The following is a 26,289-nucleotide window of genomic DNA, read 5'->3' as shown; positions in this document are numbered from 1 at the left end:
CGTGCGTCAAACATATATGGCAAAGAAAAACGAAGTTGAACGTAACTGGGTGCTAATCGATGCAACAGATGTGCCTTTAGGTCGTCTTTCAACCGTGGTGGCTTCAATTTTACGTGGAAAAAATAAACCAACTTACACTCCTCATGTGGATACAGGGGATTTCGTCGTGGTTATCAATGCAGACAAAGTCATTTTAACTGGAAATAAAGCTGAAGATAAAATGTATCACCGTTACACCGGTTACCGTGGAGGTTTGAAATCAATCTCTGCTGGTGAATTACGTGAGAAAAATTCACGCAAATTAATCGAATTATCTGTTAAAGGGATGTTACCAGATAATCGTTTAGGGCGTAAACAATTCACTAAATTAAATGTCTATTCAGGTGCTGAGCATAAACATGAAGCTCAACAACCAAAAACACTTGATATTAAAGAAATTATTTAAGGAGGGAACAATCATTGGCTAAAGCAGAATATTTAGGTACAGGTCGTCGTAAAAACTCAACAGCTCGTGTACGCTTAGTGCCAGGAACTGGTGTATTCAACATTAATAACAAAACACTCGAAGAATACATTCCATTCCCTCACTTACACGAAGTTATGAAACAACCTTTTGCAGTGACTGAAACATTAGGATCATATGATATCATCGTAAACGTAAGAGGTGGCGGTTTCTCAGGTCAAGCCGGTGCGATTCGTCACGGCATCTCTCGTGCATTATTAAATGTTGACCCAGACTTCCGTCCAGCATTAAAATCAGCAGGCTTATTAACGCGTGACCCACGTATGGTTGAGCGTAAGAAGCCAGGACTCAAAAAAGCGAGAAAAGCCTCACAATTCTCAAAACGTTAATCTTTATATATTGGGCACCTTCTCTTGGAGAGGGTGTTTTTTTGTTGTAAAATAAATATCACTGCAGAAAGGGGAGTGTGCCATGTATAATGAACAACATTTAAAAAATATTTTTATCCAGGGTGATTTGAAAAAAGCGATGGATTATATTGAAAGGTATCATGAGGACCCGTCAGCGATTGAAAAGTACCACGCGCTCTTTAAAAGAAAAGAATTTATCCAATTATCAGAAGATCCAGCCATGGATAACTTATTAATGCCTTATCAATTATATTTTCATGACGTGTTTTATGATGGTGTGGAAACTAAAATAGCAGAGGAATATTTACGCGAAAGGTTATCAACATTATTAGGCTCAAAGAATCTGCCAATGGAAGTTTTAGAAGAACAATTGAAAGTCATCATTGAAGCACAGGACTATTATTTCCTAGGTGGAAAATCAAATGGCTATTACGGACCTTATGTTTGGAAAAGTAAAGAAGTTGTTACATATTCGGTTGAATTACCTGACACAACGGAAGATTTTGAAATATTTATTTTAGATGGTTTTATTACTCGGAGCTGGATGGATTATATTTCGTTTGGTTTGGCTGGGACAGGTGGTTGGGCCCAAGCGAATGGCGCGATTTGTTGTATTCGTGATCGCTATGATTTCGAAAGTGAGTCTTTTAAGGTTAGCTTACTGAAACATGAAGCGCAACATAGCCTAGATTTGAGAAAGTATGAGGGTATCACGAATGCGGAACTGGAATACCGAGCTAAGTTGGTTGAACTGATTTATTCGAATGAACTAAGTATATTAGGTAATTTTTATGAGCGAGCCAAGAGCACGCAAATAAATGAGGGGCATGTGCAAGCGTCAGTGAAGATAAAAGAAGCTTTTAATCACCGCTTCTTTGAGGAAGAAATAAATGATATTGATGGCGTTTATGACTTAAATGGCATTCAGGTTTTTGCACGGCAATTGTTTCAGGAAAGTAATGAAGTTTTGGATTTTAAATAAATATCACTACCATGATAGGGCGTGTATTTCTCGATTTGGTAGTGTGTGTTTGTTTTTATATTAGGCCATACCTAGCCATTAGTCTTCATAATAATTTCTTTTAACCGCACCAAAGCAATTGACATGCCAGTACACATTTCCAACCTATTTGCGGTAGTAACTACCAAAAAAAGCGTAACCCATTGAGAACTATCTCAATGAGTTACGCTTCAGATCTAGACTATCAACTTACTTGACTTCTTTTAGAATATTGTATACTTCTTCTTTAGTAGTTGCTGCTAATAGATTCTCCTTAAAAGTAGGATCCATTAATTTTCGAGCTAAGATTTGTAATATTTTTAGATGCATATCACCTTGATGTTTTTGTGGGACTAATATAAGGAATGCTACATTAACAGGTTGACCATCAATACTTTCCCATTCAATACCTTGCTCCGAACGACCAAAGACAACCGTTGGAACGATTATTTTATCAGACTTAGCATGAGGTATGGCAATTCCTTCTCCCATTCCAGTAGAACCTTCAGATTCTCGCTTATTAATAGCTGCTAGAACGGCTTCTTGGTCTGAGATTCGTTCACCCACAACGGGCAAGCTAATAAACTCTTTGAAAGCATCTGCTTTGTTTGTGCTTTGAACATTCATGATAATTAATTCTTCAGTCATTAAATCGGTTAATGATATTTCATTGGCTTCAACTTGCGTTTCATTCACGACGACTGCTTCAGAAGTGTTCCCTTGATCTAAATCATTCGTTAATGCGGCATTATCTATCACAGCTAATTCTGGCTCCATATCAGGAACTAATACAGCCAGTAAAGCGATAGTAACAGCCACACCCACAATCACTGCGACAAAGTACATGAACACATTATCAATAGCGCCTAAGAGTGCAACAATTGGTCCGCCGTGAGCCACATGCCCACCTACACCTGATAACATTGCGATTATTGATCCTACAATTGAACCGCCCATTATAGCTGGTATAATGCGGGTAGGATTTTTAGCAGCGAAAGGTATAGCCCCTTCAGTAATTCCAAAGAATCCCATAATAATTGCTGCGGTTCCGGCTTGACGATCAGCTTCACTGAATTTTTTCTTGAACATATGTGATGCAATCCCTACCGCAATCGGTGGAATACATACAGCAACGGCAACAGCACCCATGACATTAAAGACACCTTCAGCAATTAAGCCTGAACCAAATAGAAAAGCGGTTTTATTGAAAGGTCCCCCCATATCCACTGCAATCATTGCCCCGATAATCGTTGCCAGGATGACTGAGTTTGCGCCTTGCATACCAGCTAACCAGTCCGTCATGATTGAGAAGAGAGAAGCGACAGGTTGTCCAATTAAATAGATAAATACCAAACCTACAATTAAGGTCGAAAAGACGGGGATGATAATTATAGGAATGATGGAATTAAAGGCTTTCGGGAAAGGGATTTTCTTAATTGCCTTTGCTACATACCCGGCTAGGAAGCCCGCAATGATACCACCGATGAAGCCAGTATTAGCTTCTGATCCATAGAATGAACCATTCGCTGCAATATACCCACCAACAACACCGGGTACAAGACCTGGACGGTCTGCAATAGCATAAGCGATATATCCAGCAAGTATCGGCACCATGAAGCTCATAGCAGCTCCACCAATCGCGTTCACATTTGCCCAGAATGTACCTTCTGGTATGACAAACCCTGCTTCAGTTGGGGTTCCACCAATTGATAAGGCTACGGCAATGAGTAGTCCCCCTGTGACCACAAAGGGAACCATGTAAGAAACGCCGTTCATTAAAGCCTTGTAGACAGTGTTTCCAGCCTTTTCACTCGCTTCAGATTGTTTGACAGCCGCCTGTCCCCCTTGAATTTTCCCTTTACCATCTAAAATATCTTGGATTAGTTTCTCAGGATTATCTATACCTTGTCTTACCGGAACTTCAATAATTCGTTTACCATTGAAACGTGATTTATCAATATCTTTATCTGAGGCGATAATTAATCCTTCGGCTTCGTTGATATCTTCTTGAGTTAATTGGTTTTCAATACCAATTGAACCATGCGTTTCAACTTTAATATCAATCCCCATCTCTTTGCCTTTACGTTCTAAGTTTTCGGCAGCCATATACGTATGTGCAACACCAACTGGACAAGCTGTAATTGCTATAACTTTTTTACTCATTACTCTCATTCCTTTCATTTTTGAATAAGTTTATTAAGTGTTCTCTATTTTCTGTGTTGATTAATTGATTAACCCATTTTTCATTTGAAATTAAATGATTAAAATCTTTATAGACATCGTTTATTTGAATTTGATCATCCGGTTGGATTGCGAAGAAGAAGACAACATTTATTCTTTGCTTACCCCATTGAATACCGTTAGGATTTACATACACACTAATGGTTGATTGCTTAATATATTTAACATCTCCGTGAGGCATGGAGAAAAATTCCATTGCTGTTGATGACAATCGTTCTCGACTATAAACACTCTCTAACAAACCTACCTCTGCATAACCTTTCATTATCAGTTGGCTGACAATAATTTCAATGACCGTCTTCCAATTCTCATTCATACCTTTTGACAGGAAAATTAAATCTGAATTGACTAACTCTAAGAAAGAATTTGACTGGAATATATTCTGTCGTGATATACGATGACTGATATTTTGAATATCCTGCTCCGTCAGTAGTGGACTTACACTTATGACATTGTCTTGATGCGTGTTAATTGGTATTGTACTGATAATTAATTTGTTAGCGAAATCCAAGGTGTTCAATTTATCCAACCCAATGGTATCCGTAATATTAATTGAATTACTAAAATGATTTTTTAAGCGTTGTTCCAAGAGTTTGACTGTACCATAACCGCTTGCACATACGAGTACAACATCCAACTTTTCTGTCTTTTGTCTTTCGAAAAAAGCTTGTAAATATATCGCAATATAGGTCATCTCGTCGATGTTAAAAAGAATTTCAAAGTGAGAAGATAATTCCACTGCTAACTCAACAGCGATATTAAATGCCGCAGAATATTTGCTTCGAATCTCATCTTTATAGGGGTTTCTAACGGTAATATTTTGTTTTAAGCGTTTGACACTTGTATTTAGATGGACGGACAAGTCTGTTAACAACATTTGGTCAGGATTAAGATAGGATAGCTGTTGTTCTAGAATAGTTATAATTTCTAACCCATAGTCCAATTTTTCAATGAGTGTTTTATCGTCATCGCTTCTTACTTGATTGACCATTCCCTGAATATGGAGATTCAGATAATGTTGTTCCAGTAAGGGAATATCAATATCGAATGTTTCTTCAATATCAGCAACAAGTTCTGTTGTTAAATCATTTAATTCTTGATGTGTTTCTAGATTTTGAATGTAGAAATCCTTGTTAATCCGATCGATGGCTATTGCGATATGGATAATGAAGGACTGATATTGATATTCTGTGATATTTAAACTATGTTGAATGACGAATTGATTAACTAGCACTTGAACAGCTTCAATTAATTCTTGATCAATCATTGGCATAAGCTGATTATTCAACGAGATATTGAGAGGTAGAGTCTCATCCTCGTCAACGTTAACGACAATTCCGTGCCAATACTGACTAATTAGCTCAGAAAGAATTTTGCGCTTTTGTTTTTCATTGGCTTTAATCGTAAGTCCCTTATTGGTTCCTTTGATTTCTATATTAAAGTCACGCAAAAATTCGCGAGCATCTGTTATAGATTTTTCAACTGTAGAACGAGCAATATGCATCGTTTCAGACAAGTATTGAATGGTAATAGGGACTTCTGAATTAATAATTGTATTTATTATAAAAAACAAACGGTCCTTTTCTTCATTGACTGAAAGTTGATTTAATTTCTGAATAACTAGTGCAAAGCTGTTAAAGTCTCCCGATAATTTAACGCCTTTATTGGGATGAATAATTAACTCTAAATCAATCGATAGATGTTCGATAATCTCAAGAATATCTGTAAGATATCGCTGAATGGTTTTGGTAGACACTCCCATTTTCTTGGCTAATTCTGTAGTCGTTGTTTCAGGGGTCTCGAAAAGAATAGACAATAAGCGGATTGAACTATGTTCTATTCTCATATACATTTTCCTTTCTTAGACAGAATCAATAATTAGGGCTTGATATAATAAGACTGAAATTTCCTTTTAGTGTCATTGATTCTGTGCCGTAAGGTAATATAAATGATTCCGCCAAAGGTAAGTCATAACTTTTCTCATCAACTACTAGTAAACCTTCACCATCAATGACAGTTGCTAAGTAGTAATTTAATTCAAGTGGGACATCAACTTGACTATCTACTTCAACTTTGTATACATTAAAATACTCATTAGACATTAACTTAACCAATTGATTCTTTTCAAGAATAAGGGCTTGATTTGTATATGGACTATCACGATGTGGGAATAGGGTAACATCTTCCACTTGATTCAAATGTAATTCTCGCAGTTTACCTTCATCATCAATACGATCAAAGTCATAAACACGGTAAGTCGTATCCGAACTTTGTTGAGTTTCCAAGATGGTAATCCCTCCACCGATAGCGTGAATCGTTCCTGCCGGAACATCAAAAAAATCGCCGGCTTTTACAGGGATTTCTCGAAAAACGTTAGTTAGATTTCCTGTATGGATATACTCTTTAAATTCTTCAACGGTTTTAGCATGATGGCCATATACAATACTTGCCCCTTCATCCGCAGAAATGACGTACCAACACTCAGTCTTTCCAAGTTCTTCAGGACCCTCATGTTCTTTAGCATAATCATCATTTGGGTGGACTTGAATAGATAAATCTTCTCTTGCATCAAGTATCTTTACGAGTAAAGGAAATGGCTCTGGATGATGAGGGCCAAATATTTGCGGTACCTCTTCATACAAACGGCTTAGCGATTGACCTTGATATTTTGCTGGACTTTTGACATAGGATAAGCCGTTGGGATGGGCACTGATGACCCAAGCTTCACCCGTATGTTCACTTGGAATGTCCAAGTGGAACTCTGTGCTTAACTTATTACCTCCCCATATTTTCTCTTGAAATGCAGGCTTTAAAAAAATAGGTTCCATAAAATAACCTCGCTTTCTAATCTTATATTAACAAAGCCCTTGGATTTAATCATCTTGATTAATTACTTTAATATGCGGACAAAATAAAGGTTGTGGGAGATAACTTTATTAATTAGAACTTTTTTTCAATCTATAAATTGAATAAATATCGCAAAAAAACTATCTCCGCCAAAATCTGGTGAATGGCAGGGAAAAGAAGTGAGTGTGGGGAAGAAAGCTGACTGACACTTTTTTTAGAATCCTAATTCAAATAATTGGGATTATTCAAAATAAAACCCAATTATTTGAAAAGATAGCAATCCGAATAACACGCATCCACTGCCTACATACAGTCGTTTCTCTGACATCTACGCAAAATTAAAACCTACCTAATAATTCCCGCAGAATTCATTAGGTAGGTTTAGTTTAGTTTACGTAAAATTAAGCGATTAATTGCCCATTTCTTCGATGTCTTTTTCGACTTCTTTAATTCCTTCGTAATCCCCGATATTTTCAAGTTCTTCAATCAATTCTTCCACTTCAATCGTGAATTGTTGACCATTACCTTCATCGATACGGATTTCTTCTTTATTCGAATCAACACTTAATTTTTTGTCCATGCCTTTAACCTCTTTTAACAATATATTTTAAATAAATATATCATCAGATAAGAAAATTTGATAGGGGAACAAACGTTCTTTTTTAATAATATTTACTTAAATTTTTTATAAATATTACATTTACTAAAAACTACTTTTGCAAATCCAATAGCATCTCAATCGTTTTCAAAACGCCGTTTTCATCATTTGACTTGGTGACAAAAGCAGCAGCGGCTTTCGTTTCTTCGAAGGCATTACTCATTGCAAAGCTATATTTTGCACTTGCCATCAGCTCCACATCATTCATGCCATCTCCAAAAGCCATCGTTTCATCAGCCGTTACCTTAAGTATTTTTTGTAGTTCACTCACCGTCGTACCTTTGTGCACACCATAATTTGATATATCGATTCAGGCAGCCTCTGAAGCAACGATGTAAGCTCGCTCTTTAAAAGGCTGCAATTCTTTGACCGTTTCGAAGCATCGTAAATGCGGATCAAATACAGTAATTTTAACAAAATCTTCTTCAATCGCTTGTAATTGATCGATGGTTTTAACGACCGCATAGGAACCACGGACTTTTTTCGCTTCTGCTTCTGCCACGGAAGATTTGATAAAAGCCGCTGTTGGTGTACAAGCGATGATGACATGGTCGGTTGCAATAGCTTCTAATTGGTCAATAATTTCCAATCCAATGGCATTAGGTAACAAGGACTCATAAACATATACACCCTTGTGTTTAATCCGCGTCGCACTGTCACCCATAATCCATAAATCTTTGGCAAATTCCTCACCAAATAATTCCTCAACCCGCTCACATTGTTTGCCTGTGCAAGCCGCAAAAATTACATCTTGTTCGTCCATTAATGCTTTGACTTTGCGGTAATAATCGCGGTCAAAGTCACTGTGGCTATTTAAAAATGTCCCATCTAAATCTGAAATAATTAATTTTATCATCATCTGACCTCCAGTGATATTTAGTTTAGGTTGTTTGATTTGTCTTTTCAACGGTTTTTAACTCTTCATCATCAATTAAGCGGTCACGGTAATAATAACGCATATCATCGGCATTAATCTCACGAACCACGCGGCACGGATTGCCAACGGCCACACTATTTGCAGGAATGTCCCGCGTCACAACACTGCCTGACCCAATTACCGAATTTTCCCCAATCGTCACCCCGGGATTAATCATCACCCCAGCCCCAATCCAACAATTATCCTCAATGACAACGGCATCAGTATACATAAATTTTCGATAACGCGGATTAATCGGATGCCCAACTGTCGCAATCGTCACATTCGCCCCAAACAAAACGCCGTCCCCAATCGTAATCTTCCCATCATCAATAAAATTACAATTGTAATTAATATAAGTCCCCTTGCCAACCGTAATGTTACGCCCATAAGTAAAATAAAAAGGCTGCTCAATAAAAACATCCGTTTCTTGACCAAATATCTCTGCTTTCATCGCACGAATTTGGTCATAATCATCCGGACTCAGTCGATTAAACGCCGCCATCCGCTTCTTCGCCGCCATCCGCTCCCCATCCAACCCCTGACAATTATCCAAAAACAACTTCCCATCCAACATTCGTTCCCTCATATCCAAAATAAATATCTCCTTTAATCAATTTATAGTGCCCGATAGCCAAGCGCAGGCGTCGGAAGGCACGCGCTCGTGTGCCACGGGCCATCCCGAGTATTCGAAGACACGCGCTCTTGTCCCGCAGGCCATCTCGAACTTCCGAAGGCACGCGCTAGCCAAGCGCGCGACAATTTCGAATCAACTTGTCTGGCGCTCCCGATGCGCGCGACAACTTCTGGTCAATTTGTCTCGCGCTCCTAAGGCGCACGACAACTTTAGATAAATTTGTCTCGCGCATAACTGGCGCGCGACAATTTCATATCAACTTGTCTGGCGCTCATTAGCAAATCAGCAAGAGGGTGGCTATTGAATCGTTTCACTAGGTCTTACGTTCGATTTTCTCGCAATATTTTGGGCGGAACTTAATATAGTCACCATAAAAATTTGATGCAGGTAAGGAAAGTGGAACAAACCTAGCCGTAATATTCCACTTCTGCCTTGCGACAACTGAAAGAACACAACTAACGCCTAGCACTGCGAGGCCGGTAAATGGCTAATAAAACCAAGCCAACCCATAAGGCGCTAAAGCCGACAATCATCAAGGTCAGACTGGCTTGGTCTCCAGCGCCTACCCATTCACTAATGGGATTCCAAACAAAAGGGGCGACAAATGAACTGAGGATAGTAGCCGTCGTTACCATCGAGTTGGCTTGTGTGAGCTGATGATCCAACGCGTGCTGATTCACCTTCAAGACAATCGTTGGACCCGTAAATGAAAAAATGAAATTATAGCAATTCACAACGATCAAAAGACTGACAAAGCCATCCAAATAGACCATACTGAAAATAAATACCGCTGCGCCGATAAAACCAATCGGCAACAACAGGGTTTGCACTTTGCGGTAACAAGAGCCAAAAGCAAAACCTGCTAACATCCCGGCGATATTCATGGTGCCTAAAATAAGGCCTGAAGCTTCGCTAGCGACAATTCCTTTTTCTACTAGTAGGGAAGGCAATTTTAATTGCACCCCCCAAAATATCAGAAAAGTGATGAAGCAAAGCAGACTATACGTTAAAACGGGGATATTTATTGGGGTGGATGGTGTGTTCTTACGGGCGATGGGCAGGTCTACTTCGGGAACGAAACGAAAAACGAGTAAAGCAACGCAGGCGATTAATAAGTAGACGAAAAAGGTTGTTTGCCAGGTAATGGCGGCTAGAATGCCGGCGGCGAACAGGAAAATGGCGTTGCCTAAACCGCTGATGCCCATCTGCATGCCAAGTAGCGTAGTTCGTTCTTGGCCGGAATAAGATAACGAAATCAGGGAAATGGCATGTGGCGAATAGAGTCCAATGGCTAAGCCCAAGAGGATGCGACTGGCCAGAATGGCATAAAAATCCGTCAAAAAGTAGGGCATAATCCCGAATATAATAGCACCGATTAAGCCTAACAAAATGGTTTTCTTTACACCCAACCGTCGTGTAAAGCAGTCGTTGAACACAATTGTCACTAAGGCACTTAAACTCGCGATGGTTACCAAGGATTCGACGGCGGCTTGGCTCTGGTTAGGAAAAGCGATGACCATTAAGGGAATGATGGTTGTGATGGCTGTGGCTGCACCGGTCACGGTTGATAGGGATAAAATGCTTATTTTTTTCATAGACATAAAAGGTGATCCAGCTCCTTTGGAAAACTTTCTAGTATAGTTATAACATATTTATTCAAATTAATAAACAACCTTACTTAAGTTAATTAAATAAATATCCGATTTACTTTTCCGACGGGATAGACTATATTTAATATGAGTTTATTAATCGATTTAATTAAAGAGGGGAGCCGAAATGACACAAAATCAAAATTTGATCCGCCAACAGAACCTCAATCGCCTAGAAACCTTTATGTTTGAAAAAGGGACAGCCATAAAAGCGGAAATGGCTAAAGAAACGGGCTTAAGTGTGGTTACGATTAATGCCTTAGTTAAACAATTGGTGGAAGCAAATATTTTATTAGAAGGGGAAGCGGTCCAGCAACCATTAGGCAGACCGGCCTTGAACTATGCTTTCAATTACGATCTGCAACATGATTTATTGCTGAGTATTCAAGAAGAAAAAACGGCCGATGACCGCAAATTGATTCTTTTTGGTCAAATCGTTAACCTAAAAGGGACCGTTAAGTATGAAGCCAAAAGGCCATTTAACCAGGTTGATTTAAATGAATTGCTGACGCATGTCCAGCATTTTTTAAAACAAGTAGAGAACTTAGCGCAAATTGGTCTGTCGCTACCTGGGAAAATTTACCAAGGGGTGGTGGTGTCCAGCTGGGGCGATTTGTTTGATGGCTGGAATATTGAGGCAGCTCTAGCGACCCTTACTGATATCCCTGTTCGGATTCAAAACGATGCGCATTTAATGACGATTGGCTACAGTCGTTTGCATCATTTAAGTCTTGATAATACCGTGGTGGGGATTTTTTATCCGGAAAACAGTATGCCGGGCATTAGTATTTTTTCTCAGGGGACACTCGTTGAAGGCCGTCACAATCTGGCCGGTGAAGCGAAATACCTCCCGCATTTAATTGATGCGCAGCCACCGGCCGATGAACAGGCCATGACCGAAAGTGTACTGGAAATCTTAGCCATTTATAATGCCGTGATAGCTCCGGGCGCTTTCGTGGTCAGAGCCGGCCCGCTCAGCCGACTTCCCATTGAAAACTCCCTCTTACCCAACCAAATAAATATCCCTGCCATATACTTTGTGGAAGATTTTCAGGCGTCTGTTACCATGGGGTTAAGGTGGTTAGTCATGCAAGAAAGCCCCTGGAAGATGATATTATAAGGAGTGAATCCAATGGAAAATGTTTCAACGGTCGCATTAAGTATGATTCGAGAATTTGGTGTGAGTATTGATAAAGTCTTTGATGCCTGGACTAAGCCAGAGATGATGCGTCAATGGTTGTTTACCTTGAAAGCGACCAATAAAGTAGCTGTCAATGAGCCGGTGGTGGGAGGACAGTGGGAAATTGTCGACCATCGCCAAGGCAAGGATTATCGGGCGGTGGGTGAATATTTGTTGGTCGACGCCCCTCATAAGTTGGTTTTAACTTTTATGATGCCCGAACTCAGTCCGGTCGGTTATGAGGATTTGTTTGATACTTTGACGGTTGAATTAAAGGCTAACGATGAAGGCACATCAATGATTTTTACGCAAGAAATCCATGTTATTCATGAGCCAGAATGGACGGCCGTGGATATTGAAAAAGCAGAAGGTGAATGGTTAACCAGCACGGAACAAGGCTGGCATTACATGTTTTTGGGACTCAAGGAATTGTTGGAAACAGGCTCAATTAGCTATACGGGTTAAGATAGGCGTCAATTTCTCATAGCCGTAAGGATAGAAGTAACGTATAATATTCTTGTAGTTAAAGTATAGGTGGCTAACAGTGACGGATTTGCAGTGGTATTTATTATAAAAAAGGGGTTATTCATCATGAAGAAGATCTATTTTTTATGCACGGGGAATTCTTGTCGGAGTCAAATGGCGGAAGGTTATGCTAAAAAGCTGTTGAGTTCAAGGGATTATATCATTCAAAGTGCTGGAATTGAGTCGCATGGTTTGAATCCGAAGGCGGTTCAGGTAATGTTGGAGGACGGGGTGGATATTCACATGCAAACGTCGGATGTGATTGACCCGGTGTATTTTGCGGCAGCCGATTTAATCATTACCTTATGTGGCGATGCGCGGGACAATTGTCCGGTGATTCCACCGACGTCGACGCATGTTCATTGGGACTTGGAAGATCCAGCGCGGGCGACCGGTACGGCTGAAGAAGTGATGAACAAGTTTCGTGAGGTTAGAGATACCATTAAAGTAAATATCCTTGCCTTAGCGGAGGCTGAATAGGGTAAACAGAAACATGTAGCCATTTGCTGCATGTTTTTAAATGAAAAAAATTCATGAGGAGCGCGACAACATGGCATTTGCATTGGAATTAAATGATTTGAAAAAAGTTTATGCAACCGGGGTGGAAGCCTTAAAAGGTTTAGATTTAGCGGTTGAAGAAGGGGATTTTTATGCCTTGCTTGGTCCAAATGGAGCGGGCAAATCCACGACTATCGGGATTGTGAGCTCTCTAGTTAATAAAACGTCGGGGAGTGTGCGTGTGTTTGGTTATGATCTAGATACCGATTTAGAAAAAGCCAAACAACAAATCGGCTTAGTGCCACAGGAATTTAACTTTAACCCCTTTGAAACAGTTGAACAAATTGTGGTAAATCAAGCGGGTTATTATGGTGTTCCGCGTAAAGAAGCCTTGGTGCGGAGTGAAAAATATTTAAAACAATCCGATTTATGGGAGAAACGTCATGTGCGTGCGCGGATGCTTTCGGGAGGGATGAAACGCCGTTTGATGATTGCACGGGCCTTAATGCATGAGCCTAGGTTATTGATTTTGGATGAACCCACCGCAGGGGTTGATATTGAATTGCGTCGTGAAATGTGGCAGTCTTTGCGCCAATTGAATGAAGCGGGGACGACGATTATTTTAACCACCCACTATTTAGAAGAAGCAGAGATGCTGTGTCGTAATATTGGCATTATCCAAGCGGGGGAATTGATTGAAAACACCAGTATGAAGGCTTTACTGGCTAAACTACAATATGAGACCTTTATTTTTGATTTAGATCCTTATGAAAAAGCGCCGGTGATTGATGGTTATATTTATTCGTTTGAAGATCCGCAAACGTTAGTGGTTGACGTGCAGCGCGAACAAGGCATCAATGGGATTTTTGAGCAGTTAAGTCAACAACAGATTAAAGTGGTGTCTATGCGCAATCGTTCCAACCGTTTAGAAGAATTATTCTTAAAAATCACTGAAGAAAAACGACAAGGAGACCGCCAAGATGTATAAAGTTTATTTCACTGCTTTAAAAAGTTTAGCTATTAAAGAAACCAATCGCTATTTAAGAATTTGGGTCCAAACATTGGTTCCGCCGGTTATTTCCACCTCTTTGTACTTTCTAATTTTTGGGAAAATGATTGGTGGACGCATTGGTCAAATTGATGGCTTTTCTTATATTGAATTTATTGTGCCGGGCTTAATTATGATGTCAGCCATCAATTCGTCCTATTCCAATGTCTCATCTTCTTTCTTTTCGCAAAAACTCCAAAAAAATATCGAAGAATTACTGGTAGCGCCTGTTCCAACCCACGCGATTATTTGGGGCTTTGTTATAGGGGGCTTGGGACGTAGCTTAATTGTTAGTGCCTTAGTGACCATCGTTTCATTATTTTTTGTTCCGCTTAAGGTCTATTCATGGCCAATTGTCATTGGCGTCTTGTTGTTAACCGTCATTGTCTTTTCTTTAGCGGGTCTGATTAACGGTGTTTACGCGCAATCCTACGATGACATTCAAATCGTTCCCATGTTCATCATCCAACCGTTGACCTATTTAGGGGGCGTCTTCTATGCGATTTCGATGTTGCCCCCATTTTGGCAAGGCGTCTCTAAAATAAATCCCATTGCCTATATGATTTCTGCTTTCCGCTATGGTTTCCTCGGTTCTACCGATATTCCATTAACGACTTCGTTGGTGATTTTACTGGTCTTTACACTCGCTTTATATGGCTTGGCTTATTATCTAGTCGATACCGGGAAAGGCTTGCGGAGTTAGGGGGATAATTGGTAAGTGGGAGGTCTGGCCACTGCTAAGGTAAGCGGGAAGTGATAGGCCGACTTTCAATGCTCATCTAAGTTATTGTCACATGGAAATATCTGAGTGACAATAACGTTTTCTCATTTGCCATTTACTTTTTTATTGGATTTTGGACAGAATCAAATTATTCTGTCTTTTGCTACTTGAGCAGATGACAGATTAAGGCTATTCTGTCTTTTGCTACTTGAGCAGATGACAGATTAGCTTTATTCAGTCACGAAATCAGTCATTTGATGACCGAATAGCCTAATTTGTAGTTTATTTATGGTCACATATTCCTGCTTAGGTTCACGCACACAACAACTGCTCCAATATGTGTGCGCTCCCCATCACGCACACAACAACTGCCCGAATATGTGTGCGCCTACGCAAGTGAGAAATGACGGTTCTTCACTTCCCCCTTACTACCCACTGAAAGCCAAAAAAATCCGACCGTTTTTAATGATAGCATTAGCAACGAGGCCCAGAACGGTCCCCCTATCATTAAAAACGGTCGAATTTTTGTAGCGCCTTACGGTCGAATTTATGCAACACCCCTATTCAAACTCAATCAACAAATCATTGCCTTTAACCTGATCGGCTTCATTGACATAAAGCTTCTTCACAACCCCAGCACGCGGCGCTTGAATAGCCGCCTCCATCTTCATCGCCTCAGTAACCATTAACGTTTGATTCTGGCTCACACGCTCGCCTTCACTCACCATCACCTTCACCACCGTACCCGGCATAGAAGCACCAATATGTTTAGGATTCGTCTTGTCCGCTTTTTTGCGTACCATCACCGTACCCTCAACATTGCGATCCTGAACTTCTACTTCATAAGGTAAACCATTTAAATCGAAATAGACCGTCCGTAAGCCACCACCACGTAAAGGCCCCACGCTCGTTAACTCAATTAATAGAGACTTACCAGGCTCCAAATCCACCACCACCTGCTCATTAGGCTCCAAACCATAAAAGAAGGTGGCTGTATCAATCACTTGAATCTTGTTGTATTCCTCAAAGAAACGTAAATAATCCGTATAAACCTTAGGATACAAAGCATAACTCAACAAGCCCTCATCACTAATCTCACGCTCAGGCATTAAGACACACAATTCGTCACGCGCCGCATCAAAATCATAAGGCTCAATATATTTACCCGGCCGATCCGTAATATAATCGCGCCCTTTCAACACAACATCCCGCAGCGCCACATTCATGCCACCAACTGGCTGCCCAATCTGTCCTTGGAAGAAAGAAATAACCGATTCAGGGAAATCGACCTCATTCCCACGCTCATACACATTCACTTCATCCAAATCATTTTGCACCATAAACAAAGCCATATCGCCAACCACTTTCGAAGAAGGCGTCACCTTCACTATATCACCTAATAGCTTGTTGACCGTTTTGTACATGTCCATCACTTCACCAAAACGCCCACCCAAGCCTAAGGAATTAGCTTGCGCCCGCAAATTACTGTACTGACCACCCGGCACTTCATAGTCATAAACTTGCGTAAAGGCTGTCTTCAAATCAGACTCAAAGGGCGCATAATACGAACGCGTCACCTTCCAATACTCAGCCATCTGATCATTGGCATCCAAATTAACCACCACATTACGCTCTTTACCTTGGCGACTGTAATACAAAGCATTCGCATCCGGTTGCGAATTTTGACCCGCCAGACCGGCGTTAGCCGTATCAACCACATCCACGCCCGCATCAATCGCCCGCGAATAGGTCGCTAAACCATTGCTGCTCGTATCATGCGTATGCAAATGAATCGGAATATCAATCTCTTCCTTCAGTGCTTTCACCAGCATATAGGCCGCCTCAGGTTTCAAAATCCCCGACATATCCTTGATGCCCAAGAAATGCACGCCCTGCGCCTGAATTTCTTTAGCTAACTTCACATAATAATCCAAAGTAAATATCTCTGAACGCTGCGGATTGAGAATATCTCCGGTATAGCACAAAGCCCCTTCGACAATTTTACCGGTTTTAAGTGCTTCTTCTATAGGTAACTTCATGGTTTCCATCCAGTTCAAAGAATCAAAGATTCGGAAAACATCAATCCCAGCTTCTGCACTCGTTTGAATAAACTGACTCAACACATTATCCGCATAATTTTTATAGCCAACCGCATTCGATGCCCGCAACAACATTTGGAAAGGAATATCCGGAATCAAGGCACGCAATTCCCTTAAACGATGCCAAGGACTTTCACGTAAAAAATTGTAAGCCACATCAAAGGTGGCGCCACCCCACATTTCCAGTGAGAAATAATCACGCAACGTCCGATTCATATAAGGCGCAATCCGAACCATATCATCCGTCCGCAAACGTGTCGTTAACAAGGATTGATGGGCATCGCGTAAGGTTGTATCTGTTAATAAGGTATGGTCACTATTTAAGACGGCTTGAACAACCGCTTCAGGACCTTCCGCATCTAATAAATGTTTAAAGGTTGGCTTTTCAACCCCCAACACAGCTTGGGTGATATTTATTTTAGGGGTTGTACGGCTTTCGAATTTAGGTTTTTCTTTCACATCAATCCCAGGAAAACCATTAACCGTCACGTCGGCGATGTAGCGCAAGATTTTCGTACCGCGATTGCGAGGGGGCACAAAGTCGAACAGTTCAGGGAAATCCTGGATAAAGGTGGTGTCATAATCCCCCGTATAAAACATCGGATGTAAAATGATATTTTTTAAAAAAGAAATATTGGTGGTCACACCCACCACACGGATTTCGTCCAAAGCTCGTGACATTTTCGAAATTGTTTCGTCAATCGTAGTGCCGCTAGCAGTAATTTTCACTAACAAAGAGTCGTAATAAGGCGAAATCACCGAGCCACGGAAGGCATCGCCGGCGTCTAAACGAATACCAGGACCTCCGGGAGATTGGTAACCACTAATCTTGCCCGTATCGGGTGCAAAATCATTCATCGGATCCTCGGTTGTAATCCGCGACTGTATCGCAAAACCTTGAACCTCAATCGCGTCTTGTGCCGGCATATGAATGGCTTCGCCAAACAACGATTCGCCATCGGCAATGAGAATTTGCGTTTTAACAATATCAATTCCCGTAATGGCTTCCGTGATAGTATGTTCCACTTGAACCCGCGGATTGACTTCAATAAAGTAAAAGTCATCGCCCGAAACCAGAAACTCAACCGTTCCAGCATTCACATAGCCCACATGATTCATCAATTGCAGGGCTGCTGCACTCAAACGGTCACGCATAGTTTGCGACAAATGATAGGCCGGTGCTACTTCGACCACTTTTTGATGGCGCCGTTGCACCGAACAATCCCGCTCATGCAAATGTACAATGTTGCCAAATTGGTCACCCAAAATTTGCACCTCAATATGTTTAGGGTGGTCAATGTATTTTTCAAGGTATAAATGATCATTCCCAAACGAGTTCATGGCCTCCGATTTGGTCCGGTCATAGGCATCTTGCGCTTGAGATTCATCATGGACAATCCGCATTCCTTTCCCGCCACCGCCACTCACGGCTTTCACAATCAGCGGGTAACCATGTTCTTGTCCAAAAGCATACACCTCATCAACCGAGTCAATCACACCTTCACTACCCGGGATGACCTTTAAACCCGCACTAATAGCCGTTTCACGAGCACGCGTTTTATTACCAAACATGCCTAAATGTTGCAGTTCCGGCCCAATAAAAATAATCCCTTCTTCAGCACAACGCTGCGCAAAGGTTTCATTTTCACTTAAAAAACCATAGCCAGGGTGAATCGCATCAACATCTTTATCCTTAGCTAACGCCAGAATTTCTTCGATGTCTAAATAAGCCTGCGTCGGGCTCTTGTCCTCCCCAACCAAATAAGATTCGTTCGCCTTTTGACGGTGCAACGTACCAATATCTTCTTTTGAATAAATACCGACAGTTTTAATTCCGAGCTCATGGCACGCGCGCATGATGCGAATGGCAATTTCCCCGCGGTTAGCGACTAGGACTTTGTTAATCTTATTCACACTCTCAACTCCCATTCCGTGTACATAAACCTATTATATAGGAAAACCCTTTTGAAAAACACATTCATTTTTAATAAATATCACTGCTAGGGCAGAAAGCGCAACCAGCCGACATAGTGAAATATTTATTTAAAGGGGGATGTTTATATATTAGGAAGAATCGATTAATTTAAAACGATTACACCAAAAATATGTGAAATAAAACACAAAAACTATTGAAAGTCGAATAAAAATCATTTATGATTAGTTTATGAGATATTTCACAAGGAGGAGATTGAATGTGTAAAACGATTGGCAAGACGCTAAAAGTTTTGATGCTGTTTGTCATGGTTTTAGGACTATTTGTACCCACACTTTCCAAGGTCGCAGCCCAAGAGTATATGGCTGGAACGTATGAAGCAACGAGCGGGGGTTATGGTGGGGATGTAACGGTGACCGTTACGGTAACGGACGATCGGATTGTATCCATCGAAGCCGATGCAGCCGATGAAACCCCAGGTATTGGTGATGAAGCCATCACAACCTTAATTGATCGAGTCATTCAAGGACAAACCTTAAATGTTGATGTGGTTTCGGGTGCAACAGGCTCTTCAAGCGGCTTTTTAGCAGCTTTAGCCCTAGCGTTAGAAGCCGCTGGTGCCGATGTTGATGCTTTAAAGGAAAAAGAAGCAGAGACAGTTGAAGAAGTTGAGACCATCCAAAGCCAAACAACCGATGTCATTGTTATTGGTGGCGGTGGATCTGGGTTAGCCGCTGCCGTTAGTGCCCATCAAAATGGGGCTAAAGTTATCTTAGTTGAGAAAATGCCACGTTTAGGTGGTAACACCATTCTTTCAGGTGCCGCTTATAATGCTGCCGACCCAGGTCGCCAAGAATCAATCGAAATGACGGACCTTGAGCGTGAAACCGTCGAAACCATTATTGCTGAGGAACAAGCCGACGAACTCGTTCAATCTTGGCAAGCAACCTTAGCCGAAGAATGGGAAGCCTACAAAGCTTCTGGAGCAACCTATTTATTTGATTCACCCTCTTTACATAAGTTACAAACATACAATGGTGGGGATAAAACCGCTGACCCTGTTTTAGTCGACCAATTAGGTGACCAAGCCTATGAAGGGATTGAATGGATGGAATCTTTAGGGATGGAATTCAACGACTATATGTTTACCGTTTTAGGTGGCTTATGGACCCGTGCCCATCAACCATCAGAACCGCTAGGAACAGGATATATTAATGCCTTTAGCAACTATTTCGATGAAAATGCGGATGACATGCAATATTTCTTAAATACCAAAGCGACTGACCTGATAGTTGAAGACGGAAAAGTAGTCGGCGTTATCGTTGAAAGCAACGGGGAAAAGGTTGAATTAAGAGCCAGTGCCGTTGTTATTGCGACCGGTGGTTTTGCCGCCAATGAAGAAATGCGCGAAGAATTCAATGAAAACTGGCCGTCCTTAGCTGACATTAAAACAACCAATCATACCGGCGCAACAGGTGATGGGATTGAATTGGGACAACAAGTCAATGCCTCTTTAGTCGGCATGAGCGATATCCAATTATTACCCATGGGTGACCCTGAAACGGGTAGTTTATCCGGTAATATTGAACAAGGCGTTCAAGACCGTATTTTTGTGAATTCTGACGGTCTACGCTTCGTCAACGAAGGCGAACGCCGTGACGTCATGACCAAAGCGTTATTTGAACAAGAAGATGCCTTGATGTGGACCATCGTCGACCAACATTCATACCCAACAGGGGATACACGCAACAATTTCAATGAAACCATTGACGAGTTAGTAGCCGCTGGTCGCGCTTATGAAGCTGACACCCTAGAAGAATTGGCAGAATTAATAGGGGTCGATCCGGCTAACTTAGTGGCAACAGTGGATGAATTCAACCAAGCCGTTGACGGCACCATCGAAGATCCCTTTGGCCGTACCTTATTTGACAACAAAATAGATATCGCACCATTTTACGCGGCTGCCCGCAAACCGACCGTTCACCACACCATGGGTGGCCTCCAAATAAATGCCGCTGCCCAAGTCTTAAATGAAGACGGCGAAGTCATCGAAGGTCTCTTCGCTGCCGGCGAAGTCACCGGAGGCATTCACGGAACCAACCGTCTAGGCGGAAATGCTTTAGCCGACATCGTTGTCTACGGACGCATTGCCGGCGCTAACGCCGCCACCTCTTTAACCGCCGAATAAATACCTCCCTAACAAAGCCTATTAAACTAACTGTCACAGCTCCCCAAACAAGCTGTGACGGTTTTTTTGTGTTGTTTTTCATCAGTTATGTCGAAAAGGCGGACGACGTTGCGAAGAGAGAACCGGCAAGGGTGCGAATATGGTTGTTTTCTATAAAAAAGTCGAAAAGGCGGACGACATTTTCATCTGACGTCCGGCAAGTGGGTTTGGCGGACGTCGTTGCGAAAAGAGATCCGGCAATGGGAAGAATTAGTTTGTTTTCTATAAAAAAGTCGAAAAGGCGGACGACATTTTCATCTGACGTCCGGCAAGTGGGTTTGGCGGACGTCGTTGCGGAAAGAAATCCGGCAAGGTGGTGAATTAGGTAGTTTTCTATAAAACAGGTTAAAAAGGCGGACGACATTTTCATCTGACGTCCGGCAAGTAGGTTTGGCGGACGTCGTTGCGGAATGAGATCCGGCAATGGGATGAATTAGTTTGTTTTCTATAAAAAAGTCGAAAAGGCGGACGACATTTTTATCTGACGTCCGGCAAGTGGGTTTGGCGGACGTCGTTGCGAAAAGAACTCCGGCAATGGGATGAATTAGGTAGTTTTCTATAAAACAAGTTAAAAAGGCGGACGACATTTTCAACTGACGTCCGGCAAGTAGGTTTGGCGGACGTCGTTGCGGAATGAGATCCGGCAAGGGTGCGAATATGGTTGTTTTCTATAAAAAAGTCGAAAAAGGCGGACGACATTTTCAACTGACGTCCGGCAAGTGGGTTTGGCGGACGTCGTTGCGGAATGAGATCCGGCAATGGAATGAATTAGTTTGTTTTCTATAAAACAAGTTAAAAAGGCGGACGACATTTTCATCTGACGTCCGGCAAGTGGGTTTGGCGGACATCGTTGCGAAAAGAACTCCGGCAATGGGATGAATTAGTTTGTTTTCTATAAAACAAGTTAAAAAGGCGGACGACATTTTCAGCTGACGTCCGGCAAGTAGGTTTGGCGGACGTCGATGTGAAATGAGATCCGGCAATGGGATGAATTAGGTAGTTTTCTATAAAACAAGTTAAAAAGGCGGACGACATTTTCAACAGACGTCCGGCAAGTGGGTTTGGCGGACGTCGTTGCGGAATGAGATCCGGCAATGGGATGAATTAGTTTGTTTTCTATAAAACAAGTTAAAAAGGCGGACGACATTTTCAACAGACGTCCGGTAAATGGGTTTGGCGGACGTCGTTGCGGAATGAGATCCGGCAAATGGGTTTGTCCGACTTTCGCGCTTATTTCCTTATGGCAATAGATGCACCCAATGTCACTCAGAATTTTCCTCATGACAATAACCGCGCCAAATGTCACTCAGAGTTTTCCCTATGATATTAAACACAAATGAGTAAAAATAGATAGGTTGGATTAATCTGTCCAAAAATGAGCAAAAAAAGGATAGAATAGAGTTATTCTGTCCAAAATAAGTAGAAAATAGGCCGGAATAGCTTTAATCCTCATTTAGCAAGCCATCTTAAGCTGTCGGTCTGTCGCTTCCCACTTCCCACTCCCCAATTAATACTTCCCTCCACCACCAAATCTACTCATTGGATTTATGGTTTTTTTGTGGTAATCTAGATAAATCAAGTATAAGGAGTTGCGAGCGATGGATTTTATCAGGTTTTATCCGCTAGCCACCTTCAAATTAATGTGTTTATGTGCCTAAAATAGTATCCAAACTAACAATATAAGGAGATATTTTATGGGACAAACACTATTAACGGCGATAGGTGTGTTCATATCGACGTCTATCGATTATTTATTTATTTTAATTATTTTATTTGCACAGGCGAAACAACCAGATACGAAGAGACATGTCTACCTTGGGCAATTTATTGGAACGGGAATTTTAGTGGCGGTAAGTCTATTAGCTGCCTATGTTGTCAATTTTGTGCCGGAAGACTGGATGATAGGCTTTCTTGGTTTGATTCCGATTTATTTAGGAATCAGAGTCTTATTAGTCGATGAAGATGCGGATGAGGATGAAATTTTGGAAAAAGTCGATCAGGGCGGGGCCAATCGCATGTATTGGACCGTTGCGCTATTAACGATAGCTGCGGGTGGCGACAATTTGGGGATTTACATTCCTTATTTTGCAGGATTATCTTGGACTGACATCCTCATTGTTATTGGGGTATTTATTATAGGGATTGTGCTTTTGTGTGAGTTGAGCGATCGCTTGTCATCGATACCAATGATTAACGCAACCATCGAAAAATATGAACGCATCATTGTACCGCTTGTATTTATTCCGCTGGGAATTTATATTATGGTTGAAAATGGCACCTTGCAATATTTGTGGAGTTTGATTGTAGGTTAAAATCAAAGAGGCTGTACGCATTAAAAAGCGGCAGCCTCTTTTTTTGCCATTATACATAAGCCAACGCATCCAAGCAGTCTTTGGCGATATGCGTCGGTTGCGCATCTTGCCAGTTTTCGCGTGCCACCATCAGACTGTTCACACCTTCACCCGTTAAAACGAGAATGCTATTTAAGCCTGTATTTTTAGCTAACACCATATCGTTCGCCCAAGAATCACCGATGACATAGGAAAATTGCCGCTTCAGTTGATACGTATTAATGGCTTGCTCGATAAAATAAGGCTGCGGTTTTTTACAAATACAATTATCCTCGGTTCGATGCGGGCACACATAAACGCCAGTTATCATCACACCTTGTGCATGCAAAAAGTTTAGTAATTTAAAAAAAGCGGCGTTAAAATCCTCGAGGGACATCAAACCATGAGCAATTTGGCTTTGATTACTTACGATTATATTCAGATAACCTTTTTGCGTCGCCGCTCTCAACGCCGGTATCGCTTGTTTAAACAATTGAAAGTCCTCCGTCAATAAACTTCGACTCGCCCCACCCAGCGTTCCTAACAAATCCCAAAAGATTGCTTTATTCAATTTCGTTTCAAACCCCTTCAAATAAATATCTCTGCGATAATCCTACTTTATTACAAGGAAAGAGTAGCATACAAAAACAGCTTGTTCAATAAAAATAAGCCAATATTGAAGCGTTTTAGTAACATTTAAATCTAATGTATAATATAATTGAATCAATAAGTAATTAACAAAAGAAAGGAAGTTGAATTATGGCAAGGAAATATGTTTATGGAATTTACCCAACGGTGATAGAAGCAGAAGAAGCTGTGGCCTATATTTTAAATCAAGGGGTCCCGCGTAATAGTGTTGCAGTGGTTGGAAATGTCGAACATGCTTACCATGGTGAAGCAGACTTTATCGTTTATGAAGCGTTATTAGATGATCAAGCAGATAATCGCGGCTTTTTTGCACGTATATTTGATTGGAGTAATGATGCCAATGACAGCGATGAATTTGTGGATGTTGATTTTAAACAATACAAAGATTCATTGGACCGTGACGAATTACTTGTTTTAATTGATCAAGTCTATGAAGAACGCATCCCTTTATTTAATTCGGCAGCGGTTAACGATAACGATGATACAGAAACTATAGAAAAGCCCAAAATGAAGGAACGTGACATTGAAGTCACACCAGAGGAAATGGCTTACTCAGACGAAGAGTTAATGAACGTTGGCCTTGATGCAGAAACCACTTCAAGTCCATTTGCCGATGCTGATTTTCCGTATTCCGATGAAGAACTAATGAATGAAGGCACACTCGATTCATTGGATTCCGAAACAGCTTATGATGAACGCACCTTTCTGAGACACGATGAAACGATTGAACCCAATGACATGGACGATGCACTTTAAATTCAAATAAACCCAAACAATAATCCGTCCTTTTCAAATAAATGCCAACCATTTGGCAAATGAAAAGGACGGATTATTTTACGCATTTAGCTCTTGCTTACGGAAAAATTGGAAACCGATGCAACCTAAACCGGTATGGGCACTTACCGTTGGGACTAAATCGATAAGTTCTGTACTGGCTTTAGGAAAGCTTTGTTGGATTTTATCGAGGACCTTCTGACCAAGGTCTAAAGCATCCACATGGGCAACAACTACATGCCAATCAAACTCGGTTTGTTTTAAAGCGGACATTTGTTCTTCAATCACATATTGCAAAGATTTATTAAACGTACGCACGGTCTTAACGACTTCATTTTTTCCGCCTGTAGCTTTATTTATTTGCAAAATAGGTTTCATTTTAATTAAGTTACCAACGATTGCATTCGTTTTAGACAAGCGACCGCCACGCGATAGATGCATCAAGTCGTCAGGTATCAAAATGGTATTCGACCCTTCTAACGCTTGTTCCAAACGTTCGAGAATTTCCTTGACCGCCAAACCTTTTTCCGACAAAGCTTTCGCCAATTTCAACATATAACGTTGAATTAAAGCGGTTGTCCCCGTATCAAAAAAAGTAAAAGGGATATCCATATTTTGAGCGGTCGTATGCATCGCGCTAGCCGTTCCGCTTAAGCCCGGACAAATGGGTACAGCGAAAATTTCAGTATAGCCTTCATCTTTAATTCGTTTAAATAAGTCTTCAATGTCGCCCAAATTCGGCAAAGACGTTTTAACCACTTGTTGATTATGTAATTGTTTGTAAACCTCAGGGTAGCTCACTTCCTCAAATTCCCGATAGCTTTTATCGCCAAACGCAATTTGCAAAGACACGCTAAAGAAACCATTAGCTGCATTTTCAGCGACCGAAAGACCCGTCCCACTATCCGTTACAAATGCAATTTTACTCATGTCATCACCTTTTCTAAAAAAAATCACTTGTGTTCTATTAGTTTAACATAAGCCTGTAAAAAGATTAAGTTTACATGTTATACTTATAATAAATATCGCTGCTAAAGGACTGAGCAAATGAATATTTCACAAGTAAGCAAAAAGTATCAATTATCTGCCGATACTCTCAGGTATTATGAAAAAATAGGGATTATTCCAACTGTCACGCGCGATAGTAATGGCAATCGTATGTATTCAGAACAAGATCTTAACTGGGTTTATTTTGCTAAAATTATGCGCAAAGCAGGGGTGAGTGTGAATGCACTGGTCGAATATATTGCACTATTCCAAACAGGTCGCGAACAAAGCATGGCACAAAGACAAGCCATTCTACTGGAAGAAAAAAGAAAATTAGAAGAACAAATCGATAACCTTAACGAGGCACTCAGCTTTCTCAATACCAAAATTGACGATAATGCAGAACATTTAGCCAAATTTGAAGAACGACTCGATGAAAAAAATCATAAAACGGTATAACAAGGTTTACCAGGATAAAATAATAGGAGTAAAAATTTA

The 26,289-nt window shown here is 41.0% G+C and carries 25 protein-coding genes and 1 pseudogene; 12 read left to right on the top strand and 14 right to left on the bottom strand.

Annotated elements, in window-relative coordinates; all coding sequences use genetic code 11:
• The first annotated feature begins 1 nt into the window (after nt 1).
• The 3 genes from rplM to NRE15_RS07255 all read left to right on the top strand — a co-directional run bounded on the left by rplM (nt 2) and on the right by NRE15_RS07255 (nt 1,855).
• Complete coding sequence (rplM, locus tag NRE15_RS07265; RefSeq protein WP_313792224.1) at nt 2-445, top strand: 50S ribosomal protein L13; 444 nt, start codon at nt 2-4, stop codon at nt 443-445.
• Nucleotides 446-459: 14 nt separating this feature from the next.
• Nucleotides 460-852 (top strand): 30S ribosomal protein S9, encoded by a 393-nt coding sequence (rpsI, locus tag NRE15_RS07260; RefSeq protein ID WP_313792223.1) that lies wholly within the window; start codon nt 460-462, stop codon nt 850-852.
• Nucleotides 853-934: 82 nt separating this feature from the next.
• Nucleotides 935-1,855, top strand: coding sequence for a hypothetical protein (locus NRE15_RS07255; protein ID WP_313792222.1), 921 nt, complete (start codon nt 935-937; stop codon nt 1,853-1,855).
• 228 nt (nt 1,856-2,083) lie between these two features.
• Here the strand turns inward: NRE15_RS07255 and NRE15_RS07250 are convergent, their stop codons facing one another.
• The 7 genes and pseudogenes from NRE15_RS07250 to NRE15_RS07220 form a co-directional block, all read right to left on the bottom strand.
• Complete coding sequence (locus NRE15_RS07250) at nt 2,084-4,036, bottom strand: fructose-specific PTS transporter subunit EIIC (protein ID WP_313792221.1); 1,953 nt, start codon at nt 4,034-4,036, stop codon at nt 2,084-2,086.
• Nucleotides 4,029-5,960, bottom strand: a complete 1,932-nt coding sequence (locus tag NRE15_RS07245) for a BglG family transcription antiterminator (protein WP_313792220.1) — start codon at nt 5,958-5,960, stop codon at nt 4,029-4,031. The genes NRE15_RS07250 and NRE15_RS07245 overlap by 8 nt, the downstream gene beginning before the upstream one ends.
• 25 nt (nt 5,961-5,985) lie before the next feature.
• Entirely contained in the window at nt 5,986-6,942 is a 957-nt protein-coding gene (gene manA, locus NRE15_RS07240; RefSeq protein ID WP_313792219.1) for a mannose-6-phosphate isomerase, class I, read from the bottom strand.
• Between the two features lie 428 nt (nt 6,943-7,370).
• Nucleotides 7,371-7,541, bottom strand: a complete 171-nt coding sequence (locus NRE15_RS07235; protein WP_313794919.1) for a hypothetical protein — start codon at nt 7,539-7,541, stop codon at nt 7,371-7,373.
• Between the two features lie 130 nt (nt 7,542-7,671).
• Nucleotides 7,672-8,475: pseudogene (locus tag NRE15_RS07230) on the bottom strand (HAD-IIB family hydrolase).
• Nucleotides 8,476-8,500: 25 nt separating this feature from the next.
• Nucleotides 8,501-9,124, bottom strand: a complete 624-nt coding sequence (locus NRE15_RS07225; protein ID WP_313794966.1) for a sugar O-acetyltransferase — start codon at nt 9,122-9,124, stop codon at nt 8,501-8,503.
• A gap of 503 nt (nt 9,125-9,627) precedes the next feature.
• The gene (locus NRE15_RS07220; protein WP_313794918.1) at nt 9,628-10,773 is read right to left on the bottom strand and encodes an MFS transporter; all 1,146 of its coding nucleotides are present in this window, start codon (nt 10,771-10,773) and stop codon (nt 9,628-9,630) included.
• Nucleotides 10,774-10,948: 175 nt separating this feature from the next.
• On the opposite strand from NRE15_RS07220, the gene NRE15_RS07215 reads away from it, so the two are divergent.
• The 5 genes from NRE15_RS07215 to NRE15_RS07195 all read left to right on the top strand — a co-directional run bounded on the left by NRE15_RS07215 (nt 10,949) and on the right by NRE15_RS07195 (nt 14,775).
• Nucleotides 10,949-11,941 carry an ROK family protein gene (locus NRE15_RS07215; RefSeq protein WP_313794917.1) on the top strand — a complete coding sequence of 331 codons (993 nt, stop codon included), beginning with the start codon at nt 10,949-10,951 and terminating at the stop codon, nt 11,939-11,941.
• 12 nt (nt 11,942-11,953) lie between these two features.
• Nucleotides 11,954-12,466 (top strand): SRPBCC family protein, encoded by a 513-nt coding sequence (locus tag NRE15_RS07210; protein WP_313794916.1) that lies wholly within the window; start codon nt 11,954-11,956, stop codon nt 12,464-12,466.
• Between the two features lie 126 nt (nt 12,467-12,592).
• A complete protein-coding gene (arsC, locus tag NRE15_RS07205; RefSeq protein WP_313794915.1) occupies nt 12,593-13,006 on the top strand; it encodes an arsenate reductase (thioredoxin) in 414 nt (137 codons plus the stop codon).
• Between the two features lie 70 nt (nt 13,007-13,076).
• Complete coding sequence (locus NRE15_RS07200) at nt 13,077-14,012, top strand: ABC transporter ATP-binding protein (RefSeq protein ID WP_313794914.1); 936 nt, start codon at nt 13,077-13,079, stop codon at nt 14,010-14,012.
• Nucleotides 14,005-14,775, top strand: a complete 771-nt coding sequence (locus NRE15_RS07195) for an ABC transporter permease (RefSeq protein ID WP_313794913.1) — start codon at nt 14,005-14,007, stop codon at nt 14,773-14,775. Before NRE15_RS07200 ends, NRE15_RS07195 begins: the two co-directional genes overlap by 8 nt.
• 578 nt (nt 14,776-15,353) lie before the next feature.
• On the opposite strand, the gene NRE15_RS07190 is transcribed toward NRE15_RS07195, so the two are convergent.
• Complete coding sequence (locus NRE15_RS07190) at nt 15,354-18,797, bottom strand: pyruvate carboxylase (RefSeq protein WP_390887197.1); 3,444 nt, start codon at nt 18,795-18,797, stop codon at nt 15,354-15,356.
• Between the two features lie 287 nt (nt 18,798-19,084).
• On the opposite strand from NRE15_RS07190, the gene NRE15_RS07185 reads away from it, so the two are divergent.
• Nucleotides 19,085-21,013 (top strand): flavocytochrome c, encoded by a 1,929-nt coding sequence (locus NRE15_RS07185; protein ID WP_313794911.1) that lies wholly within the window; start codon nt 19,085-19,087, stop codon nt 21,011-21,013.
• An 85-nt stretch (nt 21,014-21,098) separates the two neighbouring features.
• Here the strand turns inward: NRE15_RS07185 and NRE15_RS07180 are convergent, their stop codons facing one another.
• From NRE15_RS07180 to NRE15_RS07165, 4 genes are read right to left on the bottom strand one after another with little or no spacing between them, the layout of a single operon-like run.
• Nucleotides 21,099-21,476 carry a hypothetical protein gene (locus NRE15_RS07180; RefSeq protein ID WP_313794910.1) on the bottom strand — a complete coding sequence of 126 codons (378 nt, stop codon included), beginning with the start codon at nt 21,474-21,476 and terminating at the stop codon, nt 21,099-21,101.
• A 53-nt stretch (nt 21,477-21,529) separates the two neighbouring features.
• Nucleotides 21,530-21,811: a hypothetical protein gene (locus NRE15_RS07175; protein WP_313794909.1), complete on the bottom strand. Its 282-nt coding sequence runs from the start codon at nt 21,809-21,811 to the stop codon at nt 21,530-21,532.
• Complete coding sequence (locus tag NRE15_RS07170) at nt 21,754-21,975, bottom strand: hypothetical protein (RefSeq protein ID WP_313794908.1); 222 nt, start codon at nt 21,973-21,975, stop codon at nt 21,754-21,756. The genes NRE15_RS07175 and NRE15_RS07170 overlap by 58 nt, the downstream gene beginning before the upstream one ends.
• A 2-nt stretch (nt 21,976-21,977) precedes the next feature.
• Nucleotides 21,978-22,259, bottom strand: a complete 282-nt coding sequence (locus tag NRE15_RS07165; protein ID WP_313794907.1) for a hypothetical protein — start codon at nt 22,257-22,259, stop codon at nt 21,978-21,980.
• A gap of 487 nt (nt 22,260-22,746) precedes the next feature.
• On the opposite strand from NRE15_RS07165, the gene NRE15_RS07160 reads away from it, so the two are divergent.
• Entirely contained in the window at nt 22,747-23,364 is a 618-nt protein-coding gene (locus tag NRE15_RS07160; RefSeq protein ID WP_313794906.1) for a CadD family cadmium resistance transporter, read from the top strand.
• Nucleotides 23,365-23,413: 49 nt separating this feature from the next.
• Here the strand turns inward: NRE15_RS07160 and NRE15_RS07155 are convergent, their stop codons facing one another.
• Entirely contained in the window at nt 23,414-23,953 is a 540-nt protein-coding gene (locus NRE15_RS07155) for a D-glycero-alpha-D-manno-heptose-1,7-bisphosphate 7-phosphatase (RefSeq protein ID WP_313794905.1), read from the bottom strand.
• Between the two features lie 188 nt (nt 23,954-24,141).
• Here NRE15_RS07155 and NRE15_RS07150 point away from each other — a divergent pair, with 188 nt between their 5' ends.
• Nucleotides 24,142-24,786, top strand: a complete 645-nt coding sequence (locus NRE15_RS07150) for a hypothetical protein (RefSeq protein ID WP_313794904.1) — start codon at nt 24,142-24,144, stop codon at nt 24,784-24,786.
• Between the two features lie 78 nt (nt 24,787-24,864).
• Here the strand turns inward: NRE15_RS07150 and NRE15_RS07145 are convergent, their stop codons facing one another.
• Complete coding sequence (locus tag NRE15_RS07145; protein WP_313794903.1) at nt 24,865-25,734, bottom strand: DegV family protein; 870 nt, start codon at nt 25,732-25,734, stop codon at nt 24,865-24,867.
• 117 nt (nt 25,735-25,851) lie between these two features.
• Here NRE15_RS07145 and NRE15_RS07140 point away from each other — a divergent pair, with 117 nt between their 5' ends.
• Nucleotides 25,852-26,250, top strand: coding sequence for a MerR family transcriptional regulator (locus NRE15_RS07140; RefSeq protein WP_313794902.1), 399 nt, complete (start codon nt 25,852-25,854; stop codon nt 26,248-26,250).
• The last annotated feature ends 39 nt before the right edge of the window (nt 26,251-26,289 follow it).

Origin of the sequence: Fundicoccus culcitae (assembly GCF_024661895.1) — a bacterium.
Lineage (GTDB): Bacteria > Bacillota > Bacilli > Lactobacillales > Aerococcaceae > Fundicoccus_A > Fundicoccus_A culcitae.
This window is presented reverse-complemented; position numbering and strand designations above follow the sequence as displayed.

Excerpts from the sequence above, each read along its gene's own strand:
- NRE15_RS07140 (WP_313794902.1), top strand. The coding sequence starts at position 25,852 with ATGAATATTTCACAAGTAAGCAAAAAGTATCAATTATCTGCCGATACT.
- NRE15_RS07210 (WP_313794916.1), top strand. The coding sequence starts at position 11,954 with ATGGAAAATGTTTCAACGGTCGCATTAAGTATGATTCGAGAATTTGGT.
- NRE15_RS07145 (WP_313794903.1), bottom strand. The coding sequence starts at position 25,734 with ATGAGTAAAATTGCATTTGTAACGGATAGTGGGACGGGTCTTTCGGTC.
- NRE15_RS07170 (WP_313794908.1), bottom strand. The coding sequence starts at position 21,975 with ATGTCGTCCGCCTTTTTAACTTGTTTTATAGAAAACAAACTAATTCAT.
- NRE15_RS07220 (WP_313794918.1), bottom strand. The coding sequence starts at position 10,773 with ATGTCTATGAAAAAAATAAGCATTTTATCCCTATCAACCGTGACCGGT.
- arsC (WP_313794915.1), top strand. The coding sequence starts at position 12,593 with ATGAAGAAGATCTATTTTTTATGCACGGGGAATTCTTGTCGGAGTCAA.
- NRE15_RS07235 (WP_313794919.1), bottom strand. The coding sequence starts at position 7,541 with ATGGACAAAAAATTAAGTGTTGATTCGAATAAAGAAGAAATCCGTATC.
- NRE15_RS07245 (WP_313792220.1), bottom strand. The coding sequence starts at position 5,960 with ATGAGAATAGAACATAGTTCAATCCGCTTATTGTCTATTCTTTTCGAG.
- NRE15_RS07225 (WP_313794966.1), bottom strand. The coding sequence starts at position 9,124 with ATGAGGGAACGAATGTTGGATGGGAAGTTGTTTTTGGATAATTGTCAG.
- NRE15_RS07160 (WP_313794906.1), top strand. The coding sequence starts at position 22,747 with ATGGGACAAACACTATTAACGGCGATAGGTGTGTTCATATCGACGTCT.
- NRE15_RS07215 (WP_313794917.1), top strand. The coding sequence starts at position 10,949 with ATGACACAAAATCAAAATTTGATCCGCCAACAGAACCTCAATCGCCTA.
- manA (WP_313792219.1), bottom strand. The coding sequence starts at position 6,942 with ATGGAACCTATTTTTTTAAAGCCTGCATTTCAAGAGAAAATATGGGGA.
- NRE15_RS07255 (WP_313792222.1), top strand. The coding sequence starts at position 935 with ATGTATAATGAACAACATTTAAAAAATATTTTTATCCAGGGTGATTTG.
- NRE15_RS07150 (WP_313794904.1), top strand. The coding sequence starts at position 24,142 with ATGGCAAGGAAATATGTTTATGGAATTTACCCAACGGTGATAGAAGCA.
- NRE15_RS07185 (WP_313794911.1), top strand. The coding sequence starts at position 19,085 with ATGTGTAAAACGATTGGCAAGACGCTAAAAGTTTTGATGCTGTTTGTC.
- NRE15_RS07250 (WP_313792221.1), bottom strand. The coding sequence starts at position 4,036 with ATGAGTAAAAAAGTTATAGCAATTACAGCTTGTCCAGTTGGTGTTGCA.
- NRE15_RS07200 (WP_313794914.1), top strand. The coding sequence starts at position 13,077 with ATGGCATTTGCATTGGAATTAAATGATTTGAAAAAAGTTTATGCAACC.
- NRE15_RS07195 (WP_313794913.1), top strand. The coding sequence starts at position 14,005 with ATGTATAAAGTTTATTTCACTGCTTTAAAAAGTTTAGCTATTAAAGAA.